The organism is Streptomyces albus subsp. albus (assembly GCF_000719865.1).
Lineage (GTDB): Bacteria > Actinomycetota > Actinomycetes > Streptomycetales > Streptomycetaceae > Streptomyces > Streptomyces albus_E.
This window is the reverse complement of the sequence record NZ_JOID01000020.1, coordinates 37,344-60,097: the sequence shown is the minus strand read 5'-3', so window position 1 is coordinate 60,097 and position 22,754 is coordinate 37,344. Positions and strand designations below refer to the sequence as shown.

21 protein-coding genes and 1 pseudogene are annotated in these 22,754 nt (G+C 71.5%); 6 read left to right on the top strand and 16 right to left on the bottom strand.

Annotation, left to right across the window (positions count from 1 at the left end; genetic code table 11):
• Positions 1-246: 246 nt before the first annotated feature.
• A complete protein-coding gene (locus IF83_RS34935) occupies positions 247-1,077 on the bottom strand; it encodes an ATP-binding protein (protein WP_244177152.1) in 831 nt (276 codons plus the stop codon).
• Between the two features lie 45 nt (positions 1,078-1,122).
• Between IF83_RS34935 and IF83_RS0121310 the strand changes: the two genes are divergently transcribed.
• The 4 genes from IF83_RS0121310 to IF83_RS32405 all read left to right on the top strand — a co-directional run bounded on the left by IF83_RS0121310 (position 1,123) and on the right by IF83_RS32405 (position 2,830).
• A complete protein-coding gene (locus IF83_RS0121310; protein ID WP_347877113.1) occupies positions 1,123-2,028 on the top strand; it encodes a helix-turn-helix domain-containing protein in 906 nt (301 codons plus the stop codon).
• An 11-nt stretch (positions 2,029-2,039) separates the two neighbouring features.
• Positions 2,040-2,249, top strand: a complete 210-nt coding sequence (locus IF83_RS32415; protein ID WP_030546514.1) for a DUF397 domain-containing protein — start codon at positions 2,040-2,042, stop codon at positions 2,247-2,249.
• A 24-nt stretch (positions 2,250-2,273) separates the two neighbouring features.
• Positions 2,274-2,528 carry a DUF397 domain-containing protein gene (locus IF83_RS35345; RefSeq protein ID WP_208605920.1) on the top strand — a complete coding sequence of 85 codons (255 nt, stop codon included), beginning with the start codon at positions 2,274-2,276 and terminating at the stop codon, positions 2,526-2,528.
• A gap of 92 nt (positions 2,529-2,620) precedes the next feature.
• Positions 2,621-2,830 (top strand): DUF397 domain-containing protein, encoded by a 210-nt coding sequence (locus tag IF83_RS32405; RefSeq protein WP_078843705.1) that lies wholly within the window; start codon positions 2,621-2,623, stop codon positions 2,828-2,830.
• A gap of 14 nt (positions 2,831-2,844) precedes the next feature.
• Here the strand turns inward: IF83_RS32405 and IF83_RS34925 are convergent, their stop codons facing one another.
• The 5 genes from IF83_RS34925 to mnmA form a co-directional block, all read right to left on the bottom strand.
• A complete protein-coding gene (locus tag IF83_RS34925; RefSeq protein ID WP_244177150.1) occupies positions 2,845-3,195 on the bottom strand; it encodes an AAA family ATPase in 351 nt (116 codons plus the stop codon).
• Complete coding sequence (locus tag IF83_RS30505) at positions 3,146-3,979, bottom strand: AAA family ATPase (protein ID WP_244177149.1); 834 nt, start codon at positions 3,977-3,979, stop codon at positions 3,146-3,148. Before IF83_RS30505 ends, IF83_RS34925 begins: the two co-directional genes overlap by 50 nt.
• Before the next feature lie 251 nt (positions 3,980-4,230).
• Complete coding sequence (locus tag IF83_RS0121295) at positions 4,231-4,587, bottom strand: hypothetical protein (RefSeq protein WP_030546513.1); 357 nt, start codon at positions 4,585-4,587, stop codon at positions 4,231-4,233.
• On the bottom strand, positions 4,584-5,045 hold the full coding sequence (locus tag IF83_RS0121290) for a hypothetical protein (protein WP_030546511.1): 462 nt from the start codon (positions 5,043-5,045) through the stop codon (positions 4,584-4,586). The genes IF83_RS0121295 and IF83_RS0121290 overlap by 4 nt, the downstream gene beginning before the upstream one ends.
• Positions 5,046-5,111: 66 nt before the next feature.
• Positions 5,112-6,284 carry a tRNA 2-thiouridine(34) synthase MnmA gene (gene mnmA / locus IF83_RS0121285; RefSeq protein ID WP_030546509.1) on the bottom strand — a complete coding sequence of 391 codons (1,173 nt, stop codon included), beginning with the start codon at positions 6,282-6,284 and terminating at the stop codon, positions 5,112-5,114.
• 529 nt (positions 6,285-6,813) lie between these two features.
• On the opposite strand from mnmA, the gene IF83_RS0121280 reads away from it, so the two are divergent.
• Together IF83_RS0121280 and IF83_RS0121275 are read left to right on the top strand one after the other, a co-directional pair.
• Positions 6,814-7,578: an N-acetylmuramoyl-L-alanine amidase gene (locus IF83_RS0121280; RefSeq protein WP_107046839.1), complete on the top strand. Its 765-nt coding sequence runs from the start codon at positions 6,814-6,816 to the stop codon at positions 7,576-7,578.
• Between the two features lie 219 nt (positions 7,579-7,797).
• Positions 7,798-9,366 carry a cryptochrome/photolyase family protein gene (locus tag IF83_RS0121275; protein WP_030546505.1) on the top strand — a complete coding sequence of 523 codons (1,569 nt, stop codon included), beginning with the start codon at positions 7,798-7,800 and terminating at the stop codon, positions 9,364-9,366.
• A gap of 65 nt (positions 9,367-9,431) precedes the next feature.
• Here the strand turns inward: IF83_RS0121275 and IF83_RS0121270 are convergent, their stop codons facing one another.
• The 10 genes and pseudogenes from IF83_RS0121270 to IF83_RS0121225 form a co-directional block, all read right to left on the bottom strand.
• Complete coding sequence (locus tag IF83_RS0121270; protein WP_030546503.1) at positions 9,432-11,726, bottom strand: ATP-binding cassette domain-containing protein; 2,295 nt, start codon at positions 11,724-11,726, stop codon at positions 9,432-9,434.
• 463 nt (positions 11,727-12,189) lie between these two features.
• Complete coding sequence (locus IF83_RS0121265) at positions 12,190-13,359, bottom strand: cysteine desulfurase family protein (protein ID WP_030546501.1); 1,170 nt, start codon at positions 13,357-13,359, stop codon at positions 12,190-12,192.
• Between the two features lie 360 nt (positions 13,360-13,719).
• The gene (locus tag IF83_RS0121260) at positions 13,720-14,565 is read right to left on the bottom strand and encodes a thioesterase family protein (protein ID WP_030546499.1); all 846 of its coding nucleotides are present in this window, start codon (positions 14,563-14,565) and stop codon (positions 13,720-13,722) included.
• A 218-nt stretch (positions 14,566-14,783) separates the two neighbouring features.
• Positions 14,784-15,443: a trimeric intracellular cation channel family protein gene (locus tag IF83_RS0121255; RefSeq protein WP_030546497.1), complete on the bottom strand. Its 660-nt coding sequence runs from the start codon at positions 15,441-15,443 to the stop codon at positions 14,784-14,786.
• 145 nt (positions 15,444-15,588) lie between these two features.
• Positions 15,589-16,728, bottom strand: coding sequence for an ABC transporter ATP-binding protein (locus IF83_RS0121250; protein WP_030546495.1), 1,140 nt, complete (start codon positions 16,726-16,728; stop codon positions 15,589-15,591).
• A gap of 209 nt (positions 16,729-16,937) precedes the next feature.
• Positions 16,938-17,906: pseudogene (locus IF83_RS0121245) on the bottom strand (ABC transporter ATP-binding protein); the annotation flags it as partial.
• A gap of 4 nt (positions 17,907-17,910) precedes the next feature.
• On the bottom strand, positions 17,911-18,864 hold the full coding sequence (locus tag IF83_RS0121240) for an ABC transporter permease (RefSeq protein WP_030546491.1): 954 nt from the start codon (positions 18,862-18,864) through the stop codon (positions 17,911-17,913).
• On the bottom strand, positions 18,864-19,868 hold the full coding sequence (locus IF83_RS0121235; protein WP_030546489.1) for an ABC transporter permease: 1,005 nt from the start codon (positions 19,866-19,868) through the stop codon (positions 18,864-18,866). The genes IF83_RS0121240 and IF83_RS0121235 overlap by 1 nt, the downstream gene beginning before the upstream one ends.
• Before the next feature lie 92 nt (positions 19,869-19,960).
• Positions 19,961-21,628, bottom strand: a complete 1,668-nt coding sequence (locus IF83_RS0121230) for an ABC transporter substrate-binding protein (protein WP_030546487.1) — start codon at positions 21,626-21,628, stop codon at positions 19,961-19,963.
• Positions 21,629-21,855: 227 nt separating this feature from the next.
• Positions 21,856-22,677 (bottom strand): enhanced serine sensitivity protein SseB C-terminal domain-containing protein, encoded by an 822-nt coding sequence (locus tag IF83_RS0121225; RefSeq protein WP_030546485.1) that lies wholly within the window; start codon positions 22,675-22,677, stop codon positions 21,856-21,858.
• Between the last annotated feature and the right edge of the window lie 77 nt (positions 22,678-22,754).

Below are 22,754 nucleotides of genomic sequence, written 5' to 3'. Positions count from 1 at the left end.
ACGACACCGCCAAAGAGCCGAAGCAAGCCACGCGCTTCCCGGCGGCCCCGGCACCCCGGCAACGGCGGCTTCGCGCCACTTGCCGGCACTGGTCTCCGAAGCAAGACCACGGCGGTGCCCCGCGGTGAAGCAAGCCGCCACGCGGGCCCAAGGCGCCCGCGCGGACCGGCGACTTCGCCGGGCCGTACGGGTTCGGCCACGGTGGCTGAACCCGTACGGCAAGCACTGCGGCCAGGCGAACGCCTGTCAGGCCGCGAGCGCGGGGGCCTCCGGGGACGGCGGTCCGGCGCCGAGGATCAGCTCGAACCAGATGCTCTTGCCGACGGAGCCCAGGGCCGGCTCCTCCGCACAGCAGTCGCCCCAGGCGTCGGCGAGCAGATCGAGGATCAGCAGCCCTCTCCCCCGTTCGGCGTCCGCCGCCACCGGCCCGACGGGCACCCGGGGCGCGGGGAACTCCGGGCACGGGTCGGAGACGCTGACCCGGAGGATCGGCGCCGCCCAGCGCAGCAGCACGGCGGCGGGGCCCTTGGAATAGCGGACGGCGTTGGTCGTCAGCTCGGAGGTCAGCAGCTCGGCACGGTCGGCGAGTTCACCGAGGTGGTGCGCGGTCAGCACGGCCCGCAACGTCGCCCGCGCGACTCCGGGGCCGCGCGGGTCCCCGGGAAAGCGGAGGGCGTACTCCCACGGGCCGGCGAACGGAGTGGGCACCGGGTACGGGAGCGGGGGGACGGCCCCCGGGGTCTGCGGTGCTTGTACGGGGCGGGCGGAAAGCGGGAGTTGTGATTCCGGGTTCACGGGCACCTCCTTGTGCGGTGGCATGGGTGACGGCCTGCGCTCGAACGCGGTGTGGCCGGGGTGCGACGCGCGCCGCTCCAGGGCGTCGAGACGGCGCGATACGGCCGTCGTCGGGTGCGGGTCGCTCCATGTCCCCTGGCGGCCCGGGTGGGGATTCGCCGTGGCCGCCTGCGGTGGCTCGCCGCCTGGCCTGGGCCCGTGGCCGACGGTGCGCTTCCGGTGGACGGGGATGGAGAGTTGGGCGGCGCGCCTCACACCGTAGAGCACTATCGACTCACTCATGAGTCAATGTCTACGAACGAGTGAATATGAACTTCTTTCACTGGTATGCCGTTTCGGCGGCCTGCCACACTGCATCGCACTCACGGGAGAGGACTCATGGCCGCACGAAACGCTCCAACCGGCCGCCAGCGCCGCTTGGCCACCGAACTCCGCCGCATGCGCGAGCAGGCAGGGATCTCCATCCAGGAAGCCGCCTCGATGCTGGGCGCGGACCGCACGATGATCTCCAACATCGAGGCCGGACGCACCACGGTCAGCGAGGACCGGGTCCGGCAGCTCGCATGCCACTACAAGTGCCCGAACGAGGCGCTGGTGGACGCCCTGGCCGACATGGCGGCGAGCCGGCGCACCAAGCACTGGTGGACGGAATACCGGGGCAAGCTGCCCGACGGACACCTGGACGTATCCGAGCTGGAGCACTATGCCAAGCGCATCCGGACCGCGCAGACGGTCCATGTGCCGGGCTTGCTGCAAACCGAGGATTACGCGAGGTCGATCTTCGACCTCTCCGTACCCAGCCTGCCGCGCCTGGACGTGGAACTCCGCGTCGCGCACCGCATGAGCCGGCAGACCGTGCTCACGCGGGAGGATGGACCGCCGTACGTCGGCATCGTCCATGAGGCCGCTCTCCGGATCGCGTTCGGAGGCCGCGACACAGCGCGCAGGCAGTTGGAACACCTCGCCGAGGTGACAGCGCACCCCAACATCACGTTGCGGGTCATCCCGTTCAGCGCCGACGCCTTCCATGGCGCCGGGCAGTCGGTTCTCTATGCGGAAGGTCCGGTCCCGGAACTGGACACCGTCCAGTTGGATACGGCTTTCGGGGCTCATTTCATCGATGCCGCAACGCCGTTGACGAACTATCGTTCCCTACTGAACCTGATGGAGGAGTCCGCACTCTCGCCTGTCAAGTCGCGGGACCTCATCCGGTCGATCGCGCGCACGCTCTGAGAGGACCGAGGATGACCCAACCCACCTGGAAACGCTCTTCCTTCTGCGCCGGCGGAGGCAACAACTGTGTCGAGGTTGCCGTCAGCGACGAAGACGGCATAGCCATCCGGGACAGTGTTCACCCGGCCCGGACCATCAGGGTGAGCCGAGCAGCGCTCACCACCTTCATCACGGGAGTACGGAAGGGAGAGGTGAACCGCCCGCCGGTCACGCCAGCCTGACGACCGTGTATCCCACACCTCTGCGTGAGCAGGACCACGCTGGTCAACGACGCAATCGGAGCCTTCGAAAGGAGCGCTTTGTCCGAGCCGGTATGGACAAAATCTTCCTACTCCGAGGCTGCCGGCAACGCTTGCGTTGAGGTGGCCGCCTGTGACGGCGAGGCTGTGGCCATACGGGACAGCGTCCAGCCCGCACGGTCCATCAGGGCGAGCCGTGCGGCGCTCGACGCGCTGATCACCGGCCTGCGGACGGGCGCGCTGGACAACCCTCGCGGCTGAACCGTCGTACCTACTGGACCTCTCCGGTGATCTCCCGGCCGTTCCCGGGAACTCATCCGCTCTCTGGCACACACGTTCCGAGAGGACTGACAGTGAACGGACTCGACTGGAAGCGCTCGTCATTCTGCGGCGGGGGCGGCAACAACTGTGTGGAGATAGCCATCTGCGGCCAGGACCGCATGGCCGTCCGGGACAGCGTTCACCCAGCTCGGACCATCAAGGTGAGCCACGCAGCGCTCACCACCTTCATCGCGGGAGTGCGGAACGGGAACATGGACAACCTGCCCTCTGCCTCTTCCTGATCCCTGCATACCCATCACGTCTGACCGAACTGGACTGTTTCCCTCGCGATCTCCCCGGCGGTCAGCCGGGGAATGCCGCCGTAGTGGCCGTGCAGGTAACGGCGTTCCAAGTTGTTGTCCTTACGGGCCTTGCGCGCGGCCGTGATCGGGTACAGCTCACTCTCCCCCGTGGCGTTCTTGTGGGTGATCCAGATCTGGTCGAGGTGCAGGGAGCCGTGCACCACGGATGGCCCGAGCAGAGTCGCGTTGTGTGTGGTGAAGACGAGCTGAGCGTGGTGCGGATTGGCCTCGCGGTCCTGGAAGAGGCCGATCACTTCAGCCACCAACAGGGGGTGAAGGCTGGGGTCGAGTTCGTCGACGAGCATGACGCCGCCCCGGTCCAGGGAGTGCAGCAGTGGGCCGAAGGAAGGTGAACCAGGCGTGGGTGCCGGAGGATTCCTGATCCGCGAAGTCCAGGGGCCGCTCCGAACCGCCCGCCGCCCGGTGCAGGAGTCGCAGTCCGCCGGTAGCGGGGTCGGCAGTGAAGCCCGTGGTGCCCAGGTCGGCGACGGACAGCATGCGCTCAATGCGCTCCCACAGCGTCTTGTTCTCCTTGGCGGCTCCGGTGAGGAGTTCGCGAGTCCAGCGGGTGCGGGCGGAAACGCCGTCTCCGGGGGTCAGCAACCAGACGTTGTCGCTCAACCACCGGTGCACGACAGCGAGTTGGGGATGATTGAGGGCGGCGCCGACGGTGAGGAACAGAGCGTTCGGCCGAGTGCTCTCGGCCAGTCTCTCCTTGCGGCCCTTGAGGCCCGTGCCGGGGAATCGGAACTCGCCGCCCGTCTCCTCCGGCCGTCCGGCCTCACGGTCGAACCACACTTGGCGGCGGCCAGAGGGATAGGCGTGTAGCCACTCGGCTTCGACGCGTTCGTCGGACAGCTCGAAACCGTAGGTGTAGCGCGCCCGCCTGCCGCGTGCGTCCAGCAGCAGCTCGACCTCGAAGAGGCTGGTCTCCTCACACGCCTCCGCATCGAGCGCGAAGGGTTCGCGCGGGACCCGCTCCGGATGCTTCCCCCAGTCGGCGAAGGACTCCCGTACGGCGCGGCACATGAAGCGCAGGGCGCTGAGGGTGTTCGACTTCCCTGAGGCGTTCGCTCCGTAGAGTCCCACCACAGGCAGCACGGAGACCGGTCTGCCATCCACCCGAACGCCGGTGTCGGGCCCTGCCCCCTCGTTGAACTCCATGGCCACCAGCGACAACTCTTGCTCGGCGCGAACCGACCGGTGATTTGCCACTCTGAAACCGAGCAGCACAGCCGCTCTCTCCTCTTGATGAGACCGCAGTCCCGCTTCCCGTACTCGCCCTGGGCCGCCCCTGCCCGGAATGCACAGCAGGCCAGCAGGGCAGCAGGGCAGCAGGGTCAGGCTCCGGTGTCCCGCGGATGGCGCGTTGAGGCCAGGACGAGATGGACAGTTCGGCGCGGCTGGTCCACGAGATAGCGCACCCGGCCGCCGGCCGTCACCTCGTATTCCCACTGGGGGTACTCACGGCCACCAAGCATCCCGCTCGCCAGCCGACCGCGCAACCGGTGCTGCCGCTCGGGGTCGGCCATGGAGAGCGGGTCCCGGCGCAGCGCCTCGAAGCAGCGCCGGGTATTGCCCGGGGCTTCGGCTCCCAGCTGGCCCCACCCCTTGGCGGCCTCGTTGGTGGCGAACCTCACGCGCCACTCCGCGCCGATCGGCGGCGGGGCGACATCGTCGCCTCGCTTCGGGGTCACGGGGCGGTCACCTCTCCGTGGTCCTCGTCGGGCAGCGGACGAGTGAGCTGAGCTGTCAGTTCGGGGTCGGCGAGGATACGTGCGGTCGCCCGCCATTCGACGATGACCCGGTGGAGGTTGGCGTGGACGTCCAACTCCGCCACGTCGTAAGTGGCTTGGGTCAGTTCCTGGACGAACTGCCGCACCTCATCGGCCGACAGATGACGGATCCACGGGAAGACCGAGGGAATCGCGAGCAGTATGGCTCTGGCCCCGTCCTCGCTGCTGATCAGTGCCGCGAGAAGACGGGCGGTGATTTCAGCCGTCTCCTCACGCTGCTGATCGTGCCGGGCAGTCGTGAGGTAGAGATCCTCTCCGTCCCGGCGGGAGATGTGCACCCGCTGCGCACGGTCGAGGGACTCGGCGACTCTCTTGGCGTTCTTGGACAAATCGGAGAACGACACCGTGGGCGCTGACATGAGCCGAGTCTACTTCGGAACGTATTCCGAAGTCAATCGGGCGGCCCGCTCCGCGCGAGACCTCCGTCAGCCCCGCGCGGCCGCCGGCGTGCGGCGGCGCTCCGTCGTGGCGATGGTCGCCGAGCCGACGACACGCGTGCCGTCGTAGAGGACGATCGCCTGTCCCGGGGCCACGCCGCGGACCGGCTCGGTGAAGGTCACCCGGAGTTCCGGGGCCCCCTCGGCGTTCTCGGCCGGCTCCGCCGTCACCGGAGTCTCCTCGCCGTGGGCGCGGAGCTGGGCGGTGTACGTGCCCGGGCCCGCCGGGGGCTCGCCGCACCAGCGGGGGCGGATCGCCGTCAGCGCGGTGACGTCGAGGGCCTCCTGCGGGCCGACCGTGACCGTGTTGTTGACCGGCGAGATGTCCAGCACGTAGCGCGGCTTGCCGTCCGGGGCGGGCACGCCCAGGCGCAGGCCCTTGCGCTGGCCGATGGTGTAGCCGTAGGCGCCCTGGTGGCCGCCGAGCCGGTTGCCGTCCTCGTCGACGATGTCGCCCTCGGCGGTGCCCAGGTGCTTGGCCAGGAAGCCCTGGGTGTCGCCGTCGGCGATGAAGCAGATGTCGTGGCTGTCGGGCTTCTTCGCGACGGCCAGACCGCGGCGCTCGGCCTCCGCCCGGATCTCGTCCTTGGTGGTGAGGGTGTCGCCCAGCGGGAACATGGCGTGGGCGAGCTGGCGCTCGTCGAGCACGCCGAGGACATAGCTCTGGTCCTTGGCCTCGTCCGAGGCCCGGTGCAGCTCCCGGCCGCCGTCCTCGCGGGTGACGACGGTGGCGTAGTGGCCGGTGCAGACGGCGTCGAAGCCCAGGGCGAGGGCCTTGTCCAGCAGCGCCGCGAACTTGATCTTCTCGTTGCAGCGCAGGCAGGGGTTCGGGGTGCGCCCGGCGGCGTACTCGGCGACGAAGTCGTCGACCACGTCCTCGCGGAAGCGCTCGGCCAGGTCCCAGACGTAGAACGGGATGCCGATGACGTCGGCGGCCCGGCGCGCGTCGTGACTGTCCTCGATGGTGCAGCAGCCCCTGGCCCCCGTGCGGAAGGACTTCGGGTTGGCCGACAGGGCGAGGTGGACGCCGGTGACGTCGTGACCCGCCTCGGCCGCGCGGGCGGCGGCGACGGCGGAGTCGACACCGCCGGACATGGCGGCCAGGACCCGCAGCCGGGTGCCGTCGCGAGGGGCGGTGGGTGCGCCGGGGAAATCGTTCATAGCCCTATCAGCGTACGGGCCCGGGGCGGCCCGTCCCAACGCGATACGGGGTCCCGGGCCGGATGCGGTACGGAAGCGCGGGTCCGGCGCGGTACGGGGGCGCGGGGCCGGCGCGGTGGGGGACTCCCCCACGCGATACGGGTCCCCGGCCCGACGCCGCAGGTGAGGGCGGACCCGACGCGTACGAAACCGGCCCGACGCGTACGGGAGCGCGGGTCCGGCGCGGCACGGGAGCGCGGGTCCGGCGCGGCACGGGAGCGCGGGTCCGGCGCGGTGACTTCGCCGGCCGCCGGGGACCGGCGGGACCGCCGGCGGCGCGGAGAGGCGTGCACGCGCACGGCGCCCACCGCACGCCTCCGGGCACGGCCGGAAACCGCCGAAGCGTCCGCCGCCGGAACAGGGCGCGGCGGCCGCCCGTTGAGCACAGAACAACCCGGCGCACGGAAAAGCGTGCCCTTCGAACAACCCCGAGACCCCGGGCGCGGTCCATGCCACCGAGGGGTACCCAGCGAGCAGACAGAGGTCGCGGATGGAAGCACAGCAGTCGCGCCGGTCCGAGCCGCCGCAGCAGCGGGAGCCCCGGCAGGAGCAGCGGGGGCCGGAGCCCCGCCGGGAGGAGCGCACGGCGGAGCGACGCCGGGGCGTCAGCCGGCGCGCCCTGCTCATCGGCGGTGCGACGGTGGGCCTCGGCGCGGCCGGCTATCTGGCCGTGGACGGCTCGCGCTGGTGGTACCGCGTCCCGGGCGTCAACCGGCCCCGGAAGGAGGGCGAGGTCGACCACCCGGGTGCCGAGTGGATACCGGCCTCGTCCGCGAACTGGCGGATGGCCGACCGGCCGTACGACTACACCATCGACCGGGTGGTGATCCACACCATCGAGGGCGACTACGCGGTGGGCCTGAAGGTCTTCCAGAACCCCGGGCACGGCGCCGCCGCGCACTACGTGGTTCGCACGGAGGACGGGCACGTGGCGCAGATGGTGCGCGAGCTGGACGTGGCCTACCACGCGGGCAATCGCGCCTACAACGAGCGCAGCATCGGCATCGAACACGAGGGCTTCGCGGGGCGCGCCGACTCCATCACCGACGCCACCTACCGCGCCTCGGCGGAGCTGACCGCCGGAATCTGCGACCGGTACGGGCTGCCGAGGGACCGCGAGCACATCATCGGCCACGTCGAGGTGCCCGGCACCGACCACACCGATCCCGGGCCGCACTGGGACTGGGACCGCTATATGCGCTTCGTCAGCGCCGTCCCCGCCACCCGCGCGGAGGAGCGCGAGGACGGGGCGTAACGGACGCGGGCGGAGGGAGAGCCTCTGCCCGACGGCGGCCGCCGCGCGGGCCGCAGCGGGGGGAGCGGGCCCGCAGACGACGCGTGCGGCCTCCCCGCAGCGCCGCGTGCCGGCTCGGCCGGGCGAGGTGCCGCGCCCCGTTCCGGCGACGTCCCCGCCACGGACGCCATGCCACGGCAGCCTCCTTGACCGGCTTCCGGAATCAACCACTATGAGGCGGTGAGTACCGAATCACGGGATGAACCCGGTTACCACTGGCTCTTCGGGGACCAGCTCGGCCCGCACTTCCTCCCCGGCCCCGGTCCCGGTCCCGGCCCCGGCACCGGCACCGGCGGCAGCCGCAGCCGCACCGGCGGGAAGATCGTCATGATCGAGAGCCGGTCCCTCTTCCGCCGCCGCCGTTTCCACCGGGCCAAGGCCCATCTCGTCCTTTCCGCCATGCGCCACCGCGCCGCCGAACTCGGCGACCGCGTGCGCTACATCCGGGCCGGGACCTACCGCGAGGGCCTGGCCCGGGCCACCGGCGGCGCGCCCGTGACCGTGCGCCACCCGACCTCCCACGCCGCGCTGCGGTTCGTCCGCTCCCTGGAGCAGGTCACCGTCCTCCCGGCGCGCGGTTTCCTGGTCTCCGCCGGGCAGTTCGCCGACTGGACGGGCGCCGGCCCGGACGGTGCGGGGCCGGACCGGGTCCGGATGGAGGACTTCTACCGCCGGGTGCGGCGCGACCTCCGGCTGCTGATGGACGGTGACGAGCCCGCCGGGGGGCGCTGGAACCTCGACGCCGAGAACCGCGAACCCCCGCCCCGCCGGGACGCCCTGCCCGTCCCCCGCCCCTACCTCCCCCGCGAGGACGCCGTGGACGAGGAGGTCCGCCGCGACCTCGACCGCTGGGAGGCCGACGGCGAGGTCTCCTTCACTGGCCGCGACGGCCCGCGGCTCTTCCCCGCCACCCGGGCCGAGGCCCTGCGCGCCCTGCGGCGCTTCACGGAGAAGCGGCTCGGTACCTTCGGCCCCTGGGAGGACGCCGTCCTGTCCGGCGACTGGGCCATGAGCCACAGCCTGCTCTCCCCCGCGCTCAACCTCGGCCTGCTCAACCCGGCGGAGTGCGTGGCGGCCGCCGAGGACGCGTACCGCGCCGGGAAGGTCCCGCTCAACTCCGCCGAGGGCTTCGTCCGCCAGATCGCCGGCTGGCGCGAGTACATGTGGCATCTGTACTGGAGCCTCGGCGACGACTACCGGCACAGCAACGCCCTGGGCCACCACCGCCCCCTGCCGGGCTGGTTCGCGGAGCTCGACGCCGGTGCCGTCACCGCCCGCTGCCTGGCCACCGCCCTCACCGGGGTGCGGGACCGTGCCTGGACCCACCACATCCCCCGGCTGATGATCCTGGGCAACTGGGCCCTGCAGCGCGGCTGGGACCCCCTGGCCGTCACGGACTGGTTCCACCGCTCGTTCGCCGACGGCTACGACTGGGTGATGCTGCCGAACGTCATCGGAATGTCCCAGTACGCCGACGGGGGCCGCATCACCACCAAGCCCTATCTGTGCGGCGGTTCGTACATCAACCGGATGAGCGACCTCTGCGGGGACTGCGCCTACCGGCCCGACCGGCGGACGGGTGAGCGGGCCTGCCCCGTCACGGCCGGCTACTGGTACTTCCTGGAGCGGCACCGGCCGCTGCTGAAGGGCAACCCCCGGATCGCCCGCTCGCTGCACGGGCTGGACCGCCTGACGGATCTGCCCGAGGTCGTACGGCAGGAGGAAGCACGCGGGGACGCGGCCCCGTAGCACAAGCGCCGGAGGCCGGGCCGGAACCATCCACCCGGCCCGGCCCGGCCGCCGTGCCCCTGCCCCTATCCGGCCGCCCCGACGTACGACCGCAGATGCCGGGCGGTCAACGTGTCCCCCTTCTCGACGAGTTCGGCCGGGGTGCCCTCGAAGACGATCCGGCCGCCGTCGTGGCCGGCGCCCGGGCCGAGGTCGATCAGCCAGTCGGCGTGGGCCATCACAGCCTGGTGGTGTTCGATGACGACGACCGTGTTGCCGTCGTCCACGAGCCGGTCGAGCAGCGCCAGCAACTGGTCCACGTCGGCCAGGTGCAGTCCGGTCGTCGGCTCGTCCAGCACGTAGGTCGTGCCCTTCCCGGACATGTGGACGGCGAGCTTCAGCCGCTGCCGCTCGCCTCCCGAGAGGGTGTTCAGCGGCTGGCCGAGGCGCAGGTAGTCCAGGCCGACGTCGACGAGCCGGCCGAGGACGGTGCCGGCCTGGCCGGTGGTGAAGAAGGCGCGCGCCTCGCCCACCGGCATCTCCAGGACCTCGCTGATGTTCTTGCCGCGCAGGGTGTAGGAGAGCACCTCGGGCGTGAACCGCTTCCCCTCGCACTTCTCGCAGACGGAGGCCACCCCGGCCATCATCGCGAGGTCGGTGTAGACGAGCCCGATGCCGTTGCAGCCCGGGCAGGCCCCCTCGGAGTTGGCGCTGAACAGCGCCGCCCGGACGCCGTTGGCCTTGGCGAAGGCCTTGCGGATCGGGTCGAGCAGCCCCGTGTACGTGGCCGGGTTGCTGCGGCGCGAGCCGCGGATCGGCGACTGGTCCGCGACGACGACGCCCTCCCGCCCCGGCAGCGCCCCGTGGATCAGCGAACTCTTGCCCGAGCCGGCGACACCGGTGACCACCGTCAGCACACCCAGCGGGATCTCCACGCTGACGTTCTTGAGGTTGTGCCGGTGCGCGTCCTTGATCGCCAGGTGCCCGCGCGGGGTGCGCACGGTCTCCCGCAGCCGGGCCCGGTGCCCCAGGTACCGGCCGGTGAGCGTGGACGAGGCGCGCAGCCCGGCCACGTCGCCGCTGTAGCAGACCTCACCGCCGGCCGTTCCGGCCCTCGGCCCCAGGTCGACGACGTGGTCGGCGATCGCGATGACCTCCGGCTTGTGCTCCACGACGAGGACCGTGTTGCCCTTGTCGCGCAGCCGCAGCAGCAAGTCGTTCATCCGCTGGATGTCGTGCGGGTGCAGTCCGATGGTGGGTTCGTCGAAGACGTAGGTGACGTCGGTGAGGCTGGAGCCCAGGTGCCGGACCATTTTCACCCGCTGGGCCTCGCCGCCGGAGAGGCTGGCGGAGGTGCGGTCCAGGCTCAGATACCCCAGGCCGATCTCCACCAGGGAGTCCAGCAGTTGCCGCAGTCCGGCCAGGAGCGGGGCGACGGACTCGTCCTCGATGGTCCGCACGAACTCGGCCAGATCGCTGATCTGCATCGCCGAGCAGTCGGCGATGTTGCGCCCACCGATCTTCGAGGACAGCGCGGCGGCGTTGAGCCGGGCTCCGCCGCAGTCGCGGCAGTCGGCGAAGACCACGGCGCGGTCGACGAAGGCCCGGATGTGGGACTGCATCGATTCCCGGTCCTTGGCGAGGAAGGTCCGCCGGATCCTGGGCACCAGCCCCTCGTAGGTGGCGTTGGTCGTGCCCACCTTGATCTTGGTGGTGGGCTTGTGCAGCAGGTCGTCCCACTCCTGCTGGGTGAACTCCCGCAGCGGCTTGCCGGGGTCGTAGAGGCCGGAGCCCGCCATGATCTGCTGGTACCAGGAGCCCACGGTGAACCCGGGGGCGGTGATCGCCCCCTCGTTCAGGGAGCGGTCGCGGTCCACGATCTCGTCGACGTCGATCTCCGTGACCTGACCGAGCCCCTCACAGGTGGGGCACATGCCCTCGGCGCTGTTGAAGCTGAAGGCGGTCGAGGTGCCGATGTGCGGGGTGCCGAGGCGGCTGAAGACGATCCGGAGCATCGTGTGGGCGTCGGTCGCGGTGCCCACGGTGGAGCGGGAGTTGGCGCCCATCCGCTCCTGGTCGACGACGATGGCGGCGCTGAGGTTGTGCAGGCCGTCCACGTCCGGGCGGCCCGTGCTGGGCATGAACCCCTGGACGAAGGCCGAGTACGTCTCGTTGATCAGCCGCTGCGACTCGGCGGCGATGGTGCCGAAGACGAGGGAGGACTTCCCCGAGCCGGAGACTCCGGTGAAGACGGTGAGGCGGCGCTTCGGGAGATCCAGGGAGACGTCATTGAGGTTGTTCTCCCGGGCCCCGCGGACCTGGATGGTGTCGTGGCTGTCGGCGGAGTGCGGCGGCCTGGGGCTGGTGGGGTCGGGATGCATCCGGGCTTCCTCGCTGTGAATTGGGAGCTGGGCTGTGCGTCGGGACGGTGACCGCCCTCCTTCCGCCCGGCCGCGGACACCGGCGCGCGGGCTCGGACGGCGCGCGGCATGGCCGCCGGGCGCCGGAGGAGGAGGGAATTCCGTACAGCGTACGCGGAAGGGTGGGGCGGAGGGGCCCGTTCCGGGCGAATCCCGTGCACACGGGGAGAGCCGGCCCGGCCGGAGCGGAAGCGCGGGGTCGGCGGACACCGGGCGGAAGCGCGGCCACGGAAGGAGACGGCGACAAGGCGTCCGGGCAGAAGGACGAAGACGCCGACGGACAGGCGCCGGGCGGGAGTTCAGCCGGTACGGAGGCTCCCGCGCGGGCCGCCCCGGGCGGGCCGTCGGCGCCCCGCGAGCGCCCGCCGGCCCGGCGCGGGCCCGCCCGCCGCCCGCCGGGGCTCGGCTGCCGCCCCGCGCCGGCTCAGCTCAGCCCCGCCCGGCGGGCCCGTTCCACCGCCGGGCCGATGGCCTTGGCGACGGCCTCCACGTCGGCCTCCGTCGAGGTGTGCCCCAGCGAGAAGCGCAGCGTGCCGCGCGCCTGTTCCGGGCTCGCGCCGGTGGCCAGGACGACATGGCTCGGCTGGGCCACCCCGGCCGTGCAGGCGGAGCCGGTGGAGCACTCGATGCCCTGGGCGTCGAGCAGCAGCAGGAGCGAGTCGCCCTCGCAGCCGGGGAAGGAGAAGTGCGCGTTGGCGGGCAGCCGTCCGGCCGGGTCGGGGTCACCGCCGAGGACGGCGTCCGGCACCGCCTCCCGCACGGCCGCCACCAGCGCGTCGCGCAGCGCGCCGATCTCCCGGGCGAAGTCGGCACGGTGTTCGGCGGCGTGGCGGCCGGCCGCGGCGAAGGCGGCGACCGCCGGGACGTCGAGGGTGCCGGAGCGCACCTGGCGCTCCTGGCCGCCGCCGTGCAGCAGCGGTACGGGGGCAAGGTCGCGGCGGAGCAGCAGTGCGCCGATGCCGTAGGGCCCGCCGGTCTTGTGACCGGAGACGGTGAGCGCGCTCAGCCCGGAGGCGGCGAAGTCGAGCTCGATCTGCCCGAACGCCTGCACGGCGTCGGAGTGGACGGGGATGCCGTACTCGGCCGCCACCGCGGCCAGTCCGGCGACGGGCATGACCGTGCCGATCTCGTTGTTGGCCCACATCACGGTCACCAGCGCGACGTCGTCCGGGTTCCGTTCGACCGCTTCGCGCAGGGCCTCGGGGTGCACCCGCCCGACGGAGTCCACGGGCAGATACTCGACCCGGGCGCCCTCGTGCTCGGCGAGCCAGTCGACGGCGTCGAGGACGGCGTGGTGTTCGACGGGGCTGGCGAGGATCCGGGTGCGCTCCGGTGCGGCGTCCCGCCGGGCCCAGTAGAGGCCCTTCACCGCGAGATTGTCCGATTCCGTACCCCCCGAGGTGAACACCACCTCGCTGGGCCGCGCCCCGAGGGCCGCCGCGAGCGACTCGCGGGACTCCTCGACGGTGCGCCGGGCCCGCCGCCCGGCCGCGTGGAGGGAGGAGGCGTTGCCGGTGACGGCGAACTGGGCGGTCATCGCCGCCACCGCCTCGGGAAGCATGGGCGTCGTGGCGGCGTGATCGAGGTAGGCCATGGTGCGCACGATTCTACGAGGGGCGGCGCGGGCGGAAGTGCGCCCCCGGCCGTACTCCGCGCTCCGGCCGCCACCGGCGGCCCCTGCGGCGCCGGTGGCGGCCCCGCACGGCTGTGCACCCCCGCGTGCCGACCTGGTGCTCGGCATACCGGCGGCCTGGTGCTCGGCATACCGCCCTGGTGCTCGGCGGGGCAGTGCCCGGCCCGCCGTCCCGGCGCTCGGCCGGCCGCCCCGGGCTGCTCGGCAAATACCGACTTGCTGCTCGGTCCGCCGCTCTGGTGCTCGGTTCGCCCACCTGGTGCTCGGCATACCGACTTGGTGCTCGGTCCGCCGCCCCGGCGTCCGTGCGCCGGCCGGCCGTCAGCCGAGCTGGGCCCGCGCGAGTTGGCGGGACTGGGCGACGAGGCGGTCGCGGCTGTCCCAGACCTCGGCGTCCTCCTCCAGGAAGCCGCCCGCGAGATTGCGGGTGGTGATGGCGACGCGCAGCGGGCCCGGCGCCGGGCGGCAGCGGATGTGGGCGGTGAGTTCGACGGTGGGGACCCAGCCGGAGAGGCCCAGCTCGAAGGCGGTGGGCGGCAGGGCGTCGACGGCCAGCAGCAAGGAGAGCGGGTCGGCGTCGCGGCCGTCGGCGAGCCCGAACCAGGCGCGCATCTCGCCGTTCCCGGAGGGCTTGCCGCGCGCCCAGCCGGCGGTGGCCGGATCCAACCGGACGTCGAGCCGGCCGGCGATCTCGGTGGCGCTGAGCAGGGCGCTGACCTCGTCGTCCGCGTGCCGGGCGCCGAGGCATTCCTCGAAGGGCGGCATGGCGGGCGGCTTGGCGGTGGTGCGGACGTCGTCCGGGAGCGCGTCGAGGTCGCCGTAGCCGGCGACCACGCGGAGCCGCTCGACCTCGGTGCCGTTGTCGTCGAGCTGGGTGAGGGAGGCCTGGCCGGTGGAGAGGGTGCGGCCGGTGCGCACGACCTCGGTGCGGATCCGCGCCGGGCCGGGGCGGGAGGCGGTGAGGTAGTGGGCGGTGACGGTGAAGGGGTCGGAGTGCGGCAGGACCTCACCGAGGGCGCGCCCGGCCATGGCGAGGAGGTAGCCGCCGTTGACGGCGTGGACGATGGTCCAGCCGGACGACAGCTCCGCGTCATGGACGCCGGGCTCGCGCGGCGTCACCGCCGTGTCCCGGTCGAACTCGCTGTTCCCGATGGTTGCCTGTGCCATGGGCTGTACGGTACACCGAAAATGTTACTGGCCGGTAGACATTGGTTGCCCACGCCGGCGGTGAGCCGGCGGACGCCGACCGGGGCCCGCTCGGCCGCACGCCGGACCGGGGCCGGGCGTCCGGCGCGCCGGGCGTGCGGGGGCGTGCCCGGTGCGGTGCGCGAAGTGCGGTACCAGGCACTGGGCACCAGGGGCACGGGCCGGGCGGGCCCCGGGCCCTACGCCTCCTCGGCCGCCGACGACCTGCGGTGCCAGGCCCGGGGCGCCCGCCAGCCGTAGCGGACCGCGCAGAGCCGCAGCAGGAAGGCGGCGAGCGCCGAGAGAGCGCTGGAGACCGGGTTGAGCGCCCCGAAGTGGATGAGCAGCGCGGCCAGCGACGCCCCGACGATGGCCGGGACGGCGTAGATCTCCCGGTCCCAGCGCAGCAGCGAGGGCACCTCGTTGGCCAGGACGTCCCGGACGACGCCGCCGCCCGCGGCCGTGACCACGCCCAGCACGGCCGCGAAGGGCAGCCCGAGCCCGTACTCGTACGCCTTGGTGGTGCCGACCACGCAGAACAGCCCCAGCCCGGCCGCGTCGAAGACGGCCACCGCACGGTTGATCCGCTCCACCTGCGGATGGAGGAAGATCACCAGCACGGCCGCGAGCAGCGGCGTGACCAGATAGCCGAGATCGGTGAAGGCCGCGGGCGGCACGGCGCCGATGATCAGGTCACGGATCAGCCCGCCGCCCGTCGCCGTGGCCGTCGCGAGCACCGCGATGCCGAAGACGTCGAAGTTCTTGCGCACGGCGAGCAGCGCGCCGGAGATCGCGAAGACGAAGATCCCGGCGATGTCCAGCGCGTGCAGCACGGAGGGGGTGAACAGATCGAGGAGCACCCGGCGATTGTGCCCCGTGCCGCCGCGGCCATCCCCCGTGCGACGTGCGGCGGCGCGGACGGTCCGGGTGTTCCGGGCCGTCCGCGCCGCGTGCTGCGTGCTGCGTGCTGCGTGCTGCGTGCTGCGTACGTCCGCCGACGCCGCCTCAGACGCTCTCGGCGGTCTTCTCGGTCTCCCCGGGCTTCCCGGACTTCTCCGTCTTGCCCGGCTCCCCGGGCTTCCCGGACTCCTCGGCCGCCTCGGCCTTCACCAGTCCCGGTTCGAGCACGGTGGCCGCGCTGTTCATGCGGACCGTGCCGGCCGCGATCTCGGCGGCGTAGTGGCAGGCCACCTTGTGGCCGCCGCCCAGGTCCCGCAGCTCCGGGCGCTCGGTGTCGCAGAGCGTGTCCTGCTTCCACGGGCACCGGGTGTGGAACCGGCAGCCGGCGGGCGGGGTCGCGGGCGACGGGAGGTCGCCGGTGAGCAGGATGCGCTCGCGGCTGTCCTCGACCGCGGGGTCGGGGATCGGCACCGCCGACATCAGGGCCTTGGTGTACGGGTGCAGCGGCTCGGCGTACAGCCCGTCGCTGGGCGCCTCCTCCACGAGCGAGCCCAGGTACATCACCCCGATGACGTCCGAGATGTGCCGGACCACGGCCAGGTCGTGGGCGATGACCACATAGGTCAGTCCCATCGACTCCTGCAGCTCCTCCAGGAGGTTGATCACCTGGGCCTGGATGGAGACGTCCAGCGCGGACACCGGCTCGTCGCAGATGATCACGTCCGGTTCCAGCACCAGCGCCCGCGCGATGCCGATGCGCTGCCGCTGGCCGCCGGAGAACTCGTGCGGGTAGCGGGAGAGCGCGTTGGCCGGCAGGCCGACCTTGGCCAGGATCTCCTGGATGCGGGCGCGGCGCTCCTCGCGGTCGGCACCGATGCCGTGCGCGGCCATGCCCTCGGAGAGGATCGACTCGATGTTCTGCCGCGGGTCGAGGCTGCCCAGCGGGTCCTGGAAGACCATCTGCACCCGGCGGCGGAACTTGCGCATCTCCTCCTCCGGGAGGTGCGCGAGGTCGGTGCCGTCGAGGACGACGCTGCCGTCGGTGATGTCCACCAGCCGCAGGATGGCCCGGCCCAGGGTCGTCTTGCCGCAGCCGGACTCGCCCACCAGGCCGTAGGTCCGGCCGGCCTCGACGGAGAGCGAGACGCCGTCGACCGCGTAGACGTGGCCGACCGTGCGGTCGAAGACGATCCCCTTCTTCAGGGGGAAGTGGACCTTCACCCCGTCCAGCTTCAGCAGGCTCATGAGGTGGCCTCCGTCTTCTCGGTCGCGGCAGCCCCGGCGGCGGTGGTGTCCTGGGCGGTGGCGTCCTGGTCGTCCTCGGCGGCGGCAGCCGCGTCGGCGGCTCCGTCCGCCGCTTCCTCCGCGGCCCCGTCCGCCGTTCCGTCCGCCGCCTCGTCCGGAAGGATGTGCGGGGCCTCGATCACGGCGACGTCCCCCGAACCGTGCGCGTCCAACACCGGGTTGACGCACCGGACCTGGTGCCCCGGCGTGCGCGGCTCCGTCAGCTCCGGCGTGCCCTGCAGGCACTCCAGGGTGTAGTGGTCGCAGCGCGGCGCGAAGGCGCAGCCGTCCGCCCAGGCGATGTTGTCGTTGATGGAGCCCCGGATGGGGTTCAGCGGCTCACCGCGCGGCGCGTCGAGCCGGGGTATGGAGCCCAGCAGCCCGTTGGCGTACGGGTGGGTCGGGGCGGCGAACAGTTCGCGCCGCCCGGCCGACTCCACGACCTTGCCCGCGTAGAGGACGTTGACCTGGTCGCAGAGCCCGGCGACCACGCCGAGGTCGTGGGTGATCATCAGCAGGGCGGTGCCCTCCTGGTCCACGAGTTCCTTGAGCAGTTCGAGGATCTGCGCCTGGATGGTGACGTCCAGCGCGGTGGTCGGCTCGTCGGCGATCAGCAGCCGGGGCGCGCAGGCCACGGCCATGGCGATGAGCGCCCGCTGCCGCATGCCGCCGGAGAGCTGGTGCGGGTACTCCTTGAGCCGCCGGTACGGGTCGGGGATGCCGACCCGGTCCAGCAGGGAGGCGGCCTCCTTGCGCGCGGCCTGCCCCTTGAGGCCCCGGTGCCGGGTCAGGATCTCCGTGACCTGGATGCCGATGGGCACCACGGGGTTCAGCGAGGAGAGCGGGTCCTGGAAGATCATCGCGAGCTGCGAGCCGCGCATCTCGCGCATCTTCGCGTCACTCAGGCCGAAGAGGTCGGTGCCGTCGAACTCGGCCCGCCCGCCGACCTTCACCCCGCGCCCGGGCAGCAGCCCCATCAGGGCGAGCGAGGTGACGCTCTTGCCGCAGCCGGACTCGCCGACGAGGCCCACGACCTCGCCCTCGCCGACGGAGAAGGACACACCCGACACGGCCCGCACATCGCGGCGTCCGCGCGCGGTGAAGGTGACGGTCAGTTCGTCCACGGAAAGCAACGGCATGTCATCAGCTCCGCAGTTTCGGGTCGAGGGCCTCGCGCATGGCCTCGCCGAGGAGGGTGAAGCCGAGGGCCGTGATGATGATGCCCACCGAGGGGTAGACCGCGAGCATCGGCGCCGAGTCGAAGAAGCCCTGCGCCTGGGCGAGCATGACGCCCCACTCCGGAACGGCCGCGTCCGGGTTGCCGAGGCCGAGGTAGGACAGGGCGGCGGCCTCGATGATGGCGGTGGCCAGGCTCAGCGTGGCCTGCACGATCACCGGGCTCAGCGAGTTGGGCACGATGTGGCCGAGCACGATCCGGCGCTTGCGCACCCCCAGCGCCCGGGAGGCGAGGACGTAGTCGGAGCCGCCCTGGGCGAGCATCGAACCGCGCAGCAGCCGGGCGAAGATGGGGATCTGCACCACACCGACCGCGATCATCACGGTGGTGAGGCTCTGCCCGAGGACGGCCGCGACGGACACCGCCAGCAGCAGCGAGGGCAGCGCCAGCAGCATGTCGATGAAGCGCATGATGACGGAGTCGATCCGCCGCCCGGCGCGCCCGCCGAGCGTGGCGGCGGCTCCGGAGGCGATGCCGATCAGGCAGCCGACGGTGAAGCCGAGGAGGGTGGCCACCACGCCGACGAGCAGCGTCTGCCGGGCGCCGACGAGCATCCGGGAGAACTCGTCCCGGGCGAGGTGGTCCAGCCCGAACCAGTTCTCGGCGCGCGGCCCGACGAAGACGGAGCGGGCGGGGACGACCTCGCCGCGCCAGAGCTGGGCGGTCGGCGAGTACGGGGCGATCCAGGGGCCGATGAGCGCGATCAGGACGAAGAGGGCGATGATGCCCGCCCCGATGATCGCCATCTTGCTGGAGCGCAGCCGGCGGAAGGCCTCGTACCAGAGGCTGTGGCCGGTGGCGGTCTCGGTCTGTGCGGTGAGCTCCGCGAGCCGGTCGATCTTGTCGGTCTTGGTGCTCATCAGTGCACCCGCACTCTCGGGTCAATGAGGTTGTAGGCCAGGTCGACCAGGAGATTGAGGATCACGTAGGTCAGCGCGATGAAGAGGATGAAGCCGACGAGCACCGGATAGTCGCGGCCGTCGATGGCGGTCCGCAGGAAGGAGCCGATGCCGCCGAAGGCGAAGACGGACTCGGTGAGCACCGCGCCCGACAGCAGGCTGCCGGTCAGCAGGCCGACGGCGGTGACCACCGGCAGCAGCGCGTTGCGCAGCACGTGCCGGCCGCGCACCACGTGCTGCTGGAGGCCCTTGGACTCGGCGGTGCGGACGTAGTCCTCGCCGAGCACCTCCAGCACGCTGGCCCGGGTCATCCGGACGATGATGGCCAGCGGGATGGACGCGAGGGCCAGCGCGGGCAGCACCAGATGCATGAGGGCGTCCCAGGAGGCGTCGAACTCACCGGTGAGGATGCCGTCCAGGACGTAGAAGCCGGTCACCTCGGTGGCGTTCAGCCCGGTGGACTGCCGGCCGTAGCTGGGGAACCAGCCGAGGTTGACGGCGAAGACGGCCCGCAGGATGAAGGCCAGGAAGAAGACCGGGATGCAGATCCCGAGGAGCGAGCCGGACACGGCGGACACGTCGAGCCAGCTGCCGCGGCGCTTGGCCGCGAAGTAGCCGAGCGGGATGCCGACCGCGACGGCGATGAGCATCGCGAAGATGCCGAGTTCCACCGTGGCGGGGAACCGCCGGGCGAACTCGTCCCACACGGGCTGGCCGGTCTGGGTGGAGGTGCCCAGGTCCAGCTCGCCCAGCCGCTTGAGGAAGCGGCCGTACTGCACCCACACCGGCTGGTCGAGCCCGAGGGCGCGCTCGATCCGGGCCTTGTCCGCTTCGGTGGCCCGTTCCCCGAGCAGGGCCGCCGCCGGTCCTCCGGGGAGCTTGTTCAGCCAGAGGAAGAGAAGGACGGACAGGCCAAGCAGTGTGGGTATGAGCTGCAGCAGTCTGCGTACTACGAGACGCAACACCCCGCGCTACCCCTTTCTGGTCAGTGGCGGCAACCACGTCCGCCCGGCCACCTGTGTGCCGTGGCCGGGCGGACCTGGACTGCTCGGTTGTGTTACTTGAAGGAGACCTCGGCGAAGTTCTCCTGCGTCAGCGGGGAGACCTTCGGCGGGTTGACGTCCTTCGCGAAGGCGATGGACGGCGGGGACGAGGAGATCGGCAGACCGGGCAGGAAGTCCATGATGACCTCATTGGCCTTCTTGTACAGCTCGGTGCGCTTCTCGGCGTCGGGCTCGGAGGAGGCGGCCTTCATGGCGTCGAAGACCTTGTCGTTCTTGAAACCCCACTGCTTGTCGTAGCCGCCGAACCAGGTGCCGATGAAGTTGTAGCCGTCGTTGAAGTCACCGGTCCAGCCCATGAGGTACAGGCTGCACTTGCCGTTCTGGGTGGAGTCCAGGTAGTCCGGGTTCCACTTCATGGCGCGCGGCTTGACCTTGATGCCGGCGTTCTCCAGGTCCGTCTTCATCAGCTCGAACATGTCGGTCGGGGCCGGCATGTACGGGCGGGTGACCTCGGTCGGGTAGCAGAAGTCCAGGGTCGGGTTCTTCGCACCGGCGTCGGCGAGAAGCTTCTTCGACTTCTTGACGTCCTGCTCGTAGACCTTCACGTCGCCCGAGTAGCCGGCGACCGTGTCGGGCATGAACTGGCTGGCCTTGACGCCGCCCTCGGGGAGCTGCGTCTCGACGATGTTGTCCCGGTCGATCGCGTGCGCGATCGCCTCGCGGACTTCCTTCTTCTTCAGGAGCTTGTTGTTCTCCTGGTTGAAGCCCAGGTAGAAGATGTTGAAGACGTCGCGGGTCGGGACCTGGAAGCCGTCCTTCTCCAGCGTCTTCACATCGGCGGGGGCGACCAGGTCGTAGCCGTGGATGTCACCGGCCTGCAGCGCCTGGCGGCGGCCCTCCTCGGTGTCGAGGGTGCGGAACACCAGCTTCTCGACACCGGCTTTCTTGCCCCAGTAGTCGTCGAAGCGCTCAAGGGTGATCTCCTTGTTGCCCTTGTTCCACTTCGAGATCTCGAACGGGCCGGTACCGGCGACCGTGCCGGCCTCCTGGCTGTACTTGGGGTAGGTGATCGCGTCACCCTCGCCCTTCGCCTCCTCCTTCTCGTAGGCGTCGATCGCCTTCGGGGAGTGGATGGCGAGCGCCTGGAGGGAGAAGCCGCCGGGGAGGTTGGCCGTGGCCTCCTTGACCTTGATGACCGGGGTCAGCTCGTCCTCGGCGGTGCAGGAGACGTAGTTCGCCTCGGGCGTCTCCTTGTCCTCGTTCTTCTTGAAGCCGCCCATGATGGTCTGCCAGTAGTAGGAGACCGCGCTGTTCTGGTACGTGCCGGACCAGTTGAACCAGTGGTCGTAGTTCTTGCAGACGGCCTCGGCGGTCAGCTTCTCGCCGTCGTGGAACTTCACACCCTCACGGAGCTTGAAGGTCCACTCGGTGCCGTCCTCGCTGCCCTCCCACGACTTGGCGAGGCCGCCGACGAGCTTGCTGCCGCCCGGCTCGTGCTCGATGAGGGCCTCGAAGGCCTGGCGGGTGACGCGGAACGTCTCGCCGTCACTGGCCAGGGCGGGGTCCAGGGAGCTGGGGTCGCCAGCGGCACCGAAGATGAAGGTGTCACCCGCCTCTCCCTTGCCGCCGTTGTCCCGGTCACTGGCGCAGCTGGTCACGGCCAGCCCCATCGCCAAGGTGACCACAACCGCCCGAGCGGCTCTGGATTTTCCTATTCGCATGCTCCACCCCAGGGATGAACGGTATTGAGAGGCGCTGACCGCCCGAACACTACAGACGACCATCCCCGGGGTGAACAGTCCGCATAGCGGTGATACATACCTGAGACCCGGACAGCGCATATACCGGATATGCCCAGATCAGTGCCGGTTGACGCGGTGCGCCCCGACTGCACTGGAGTGCGCTCGCACGGACATCCGGCTTGCCGCGCGGGGGCGTTGAGACGATGTCAGCGCGGCGCGGCGCCCGGCAGCATGCCGTGCGGCGGCGGATAGCCGTAGCCGGGCGCGGGGCCGGCGCCGGGGACCGCCCCGGCTCCGGGGCCGGCGGCGTAGCCCTCGCGGTCGAAGAAGGGCCGGGAGTTGGCGCGCATCCACAGCGCCACGGGGTCGTACTCGTCGGACAGGGCGACGGTCGACACCGGCAGCCCGTCGGGCACCGCGCCGATGGACTGGCCCATCATCCGGCGCGCGGACTCCACGGCCTGCGGCCCGTTGTCGTACAGCTCCAGGCCGATGGCCAGATACGGCACGCCGACCGAGGGCTGCACCCAGGCCCGGCGCAGCGCGCGCACGGCGGGCGTGTGATGGGCGTTCTGCGTCAGCAGGGCGTAGAACTGCGGGATCTCCACGGCCGGTTCGACGATCCGCAGCGGCCCGGCCGGCAGCCGGTCCAGACCGGAGGCGACCCGCCGCAGGTCGGCCCAGGGGATGCCGACACCGCCGCCGGGCGCGTGCGGGTTGAGCCACAGGCCCCAGCGGTCCGGGTAGAGGGAGGCGGCGATCTCCCGCCCGCCGACGACCTCGTGGGCCCGGTTCCAGCCGCTGGCGGCCAGCTCCTGGGCGGACGTCACACAGGGGGCGTAGCCGTAGCCGTCGACCTCCATGTTCCCGTACTGGGCGTCGGGGGCGCCCGGATGGCCGTGCCACAGCAGCATCCACACCTGGCCGTCGGCGAGGGCCCGCAGCAGCGCCTCGTAGACGTCGTACCGGCCGGGCGTCACCTGTGGCAGCAGCTGCTCGATCTGCTCCCTGTCCCCGCCCGCGCTCACCTGGTCCCGCCCCTTCGTCTTGCCTCTCGGCACCGCCGCGGTGCGCGTCCTTCGCGCCCCGCCGGGTCATCCAACCA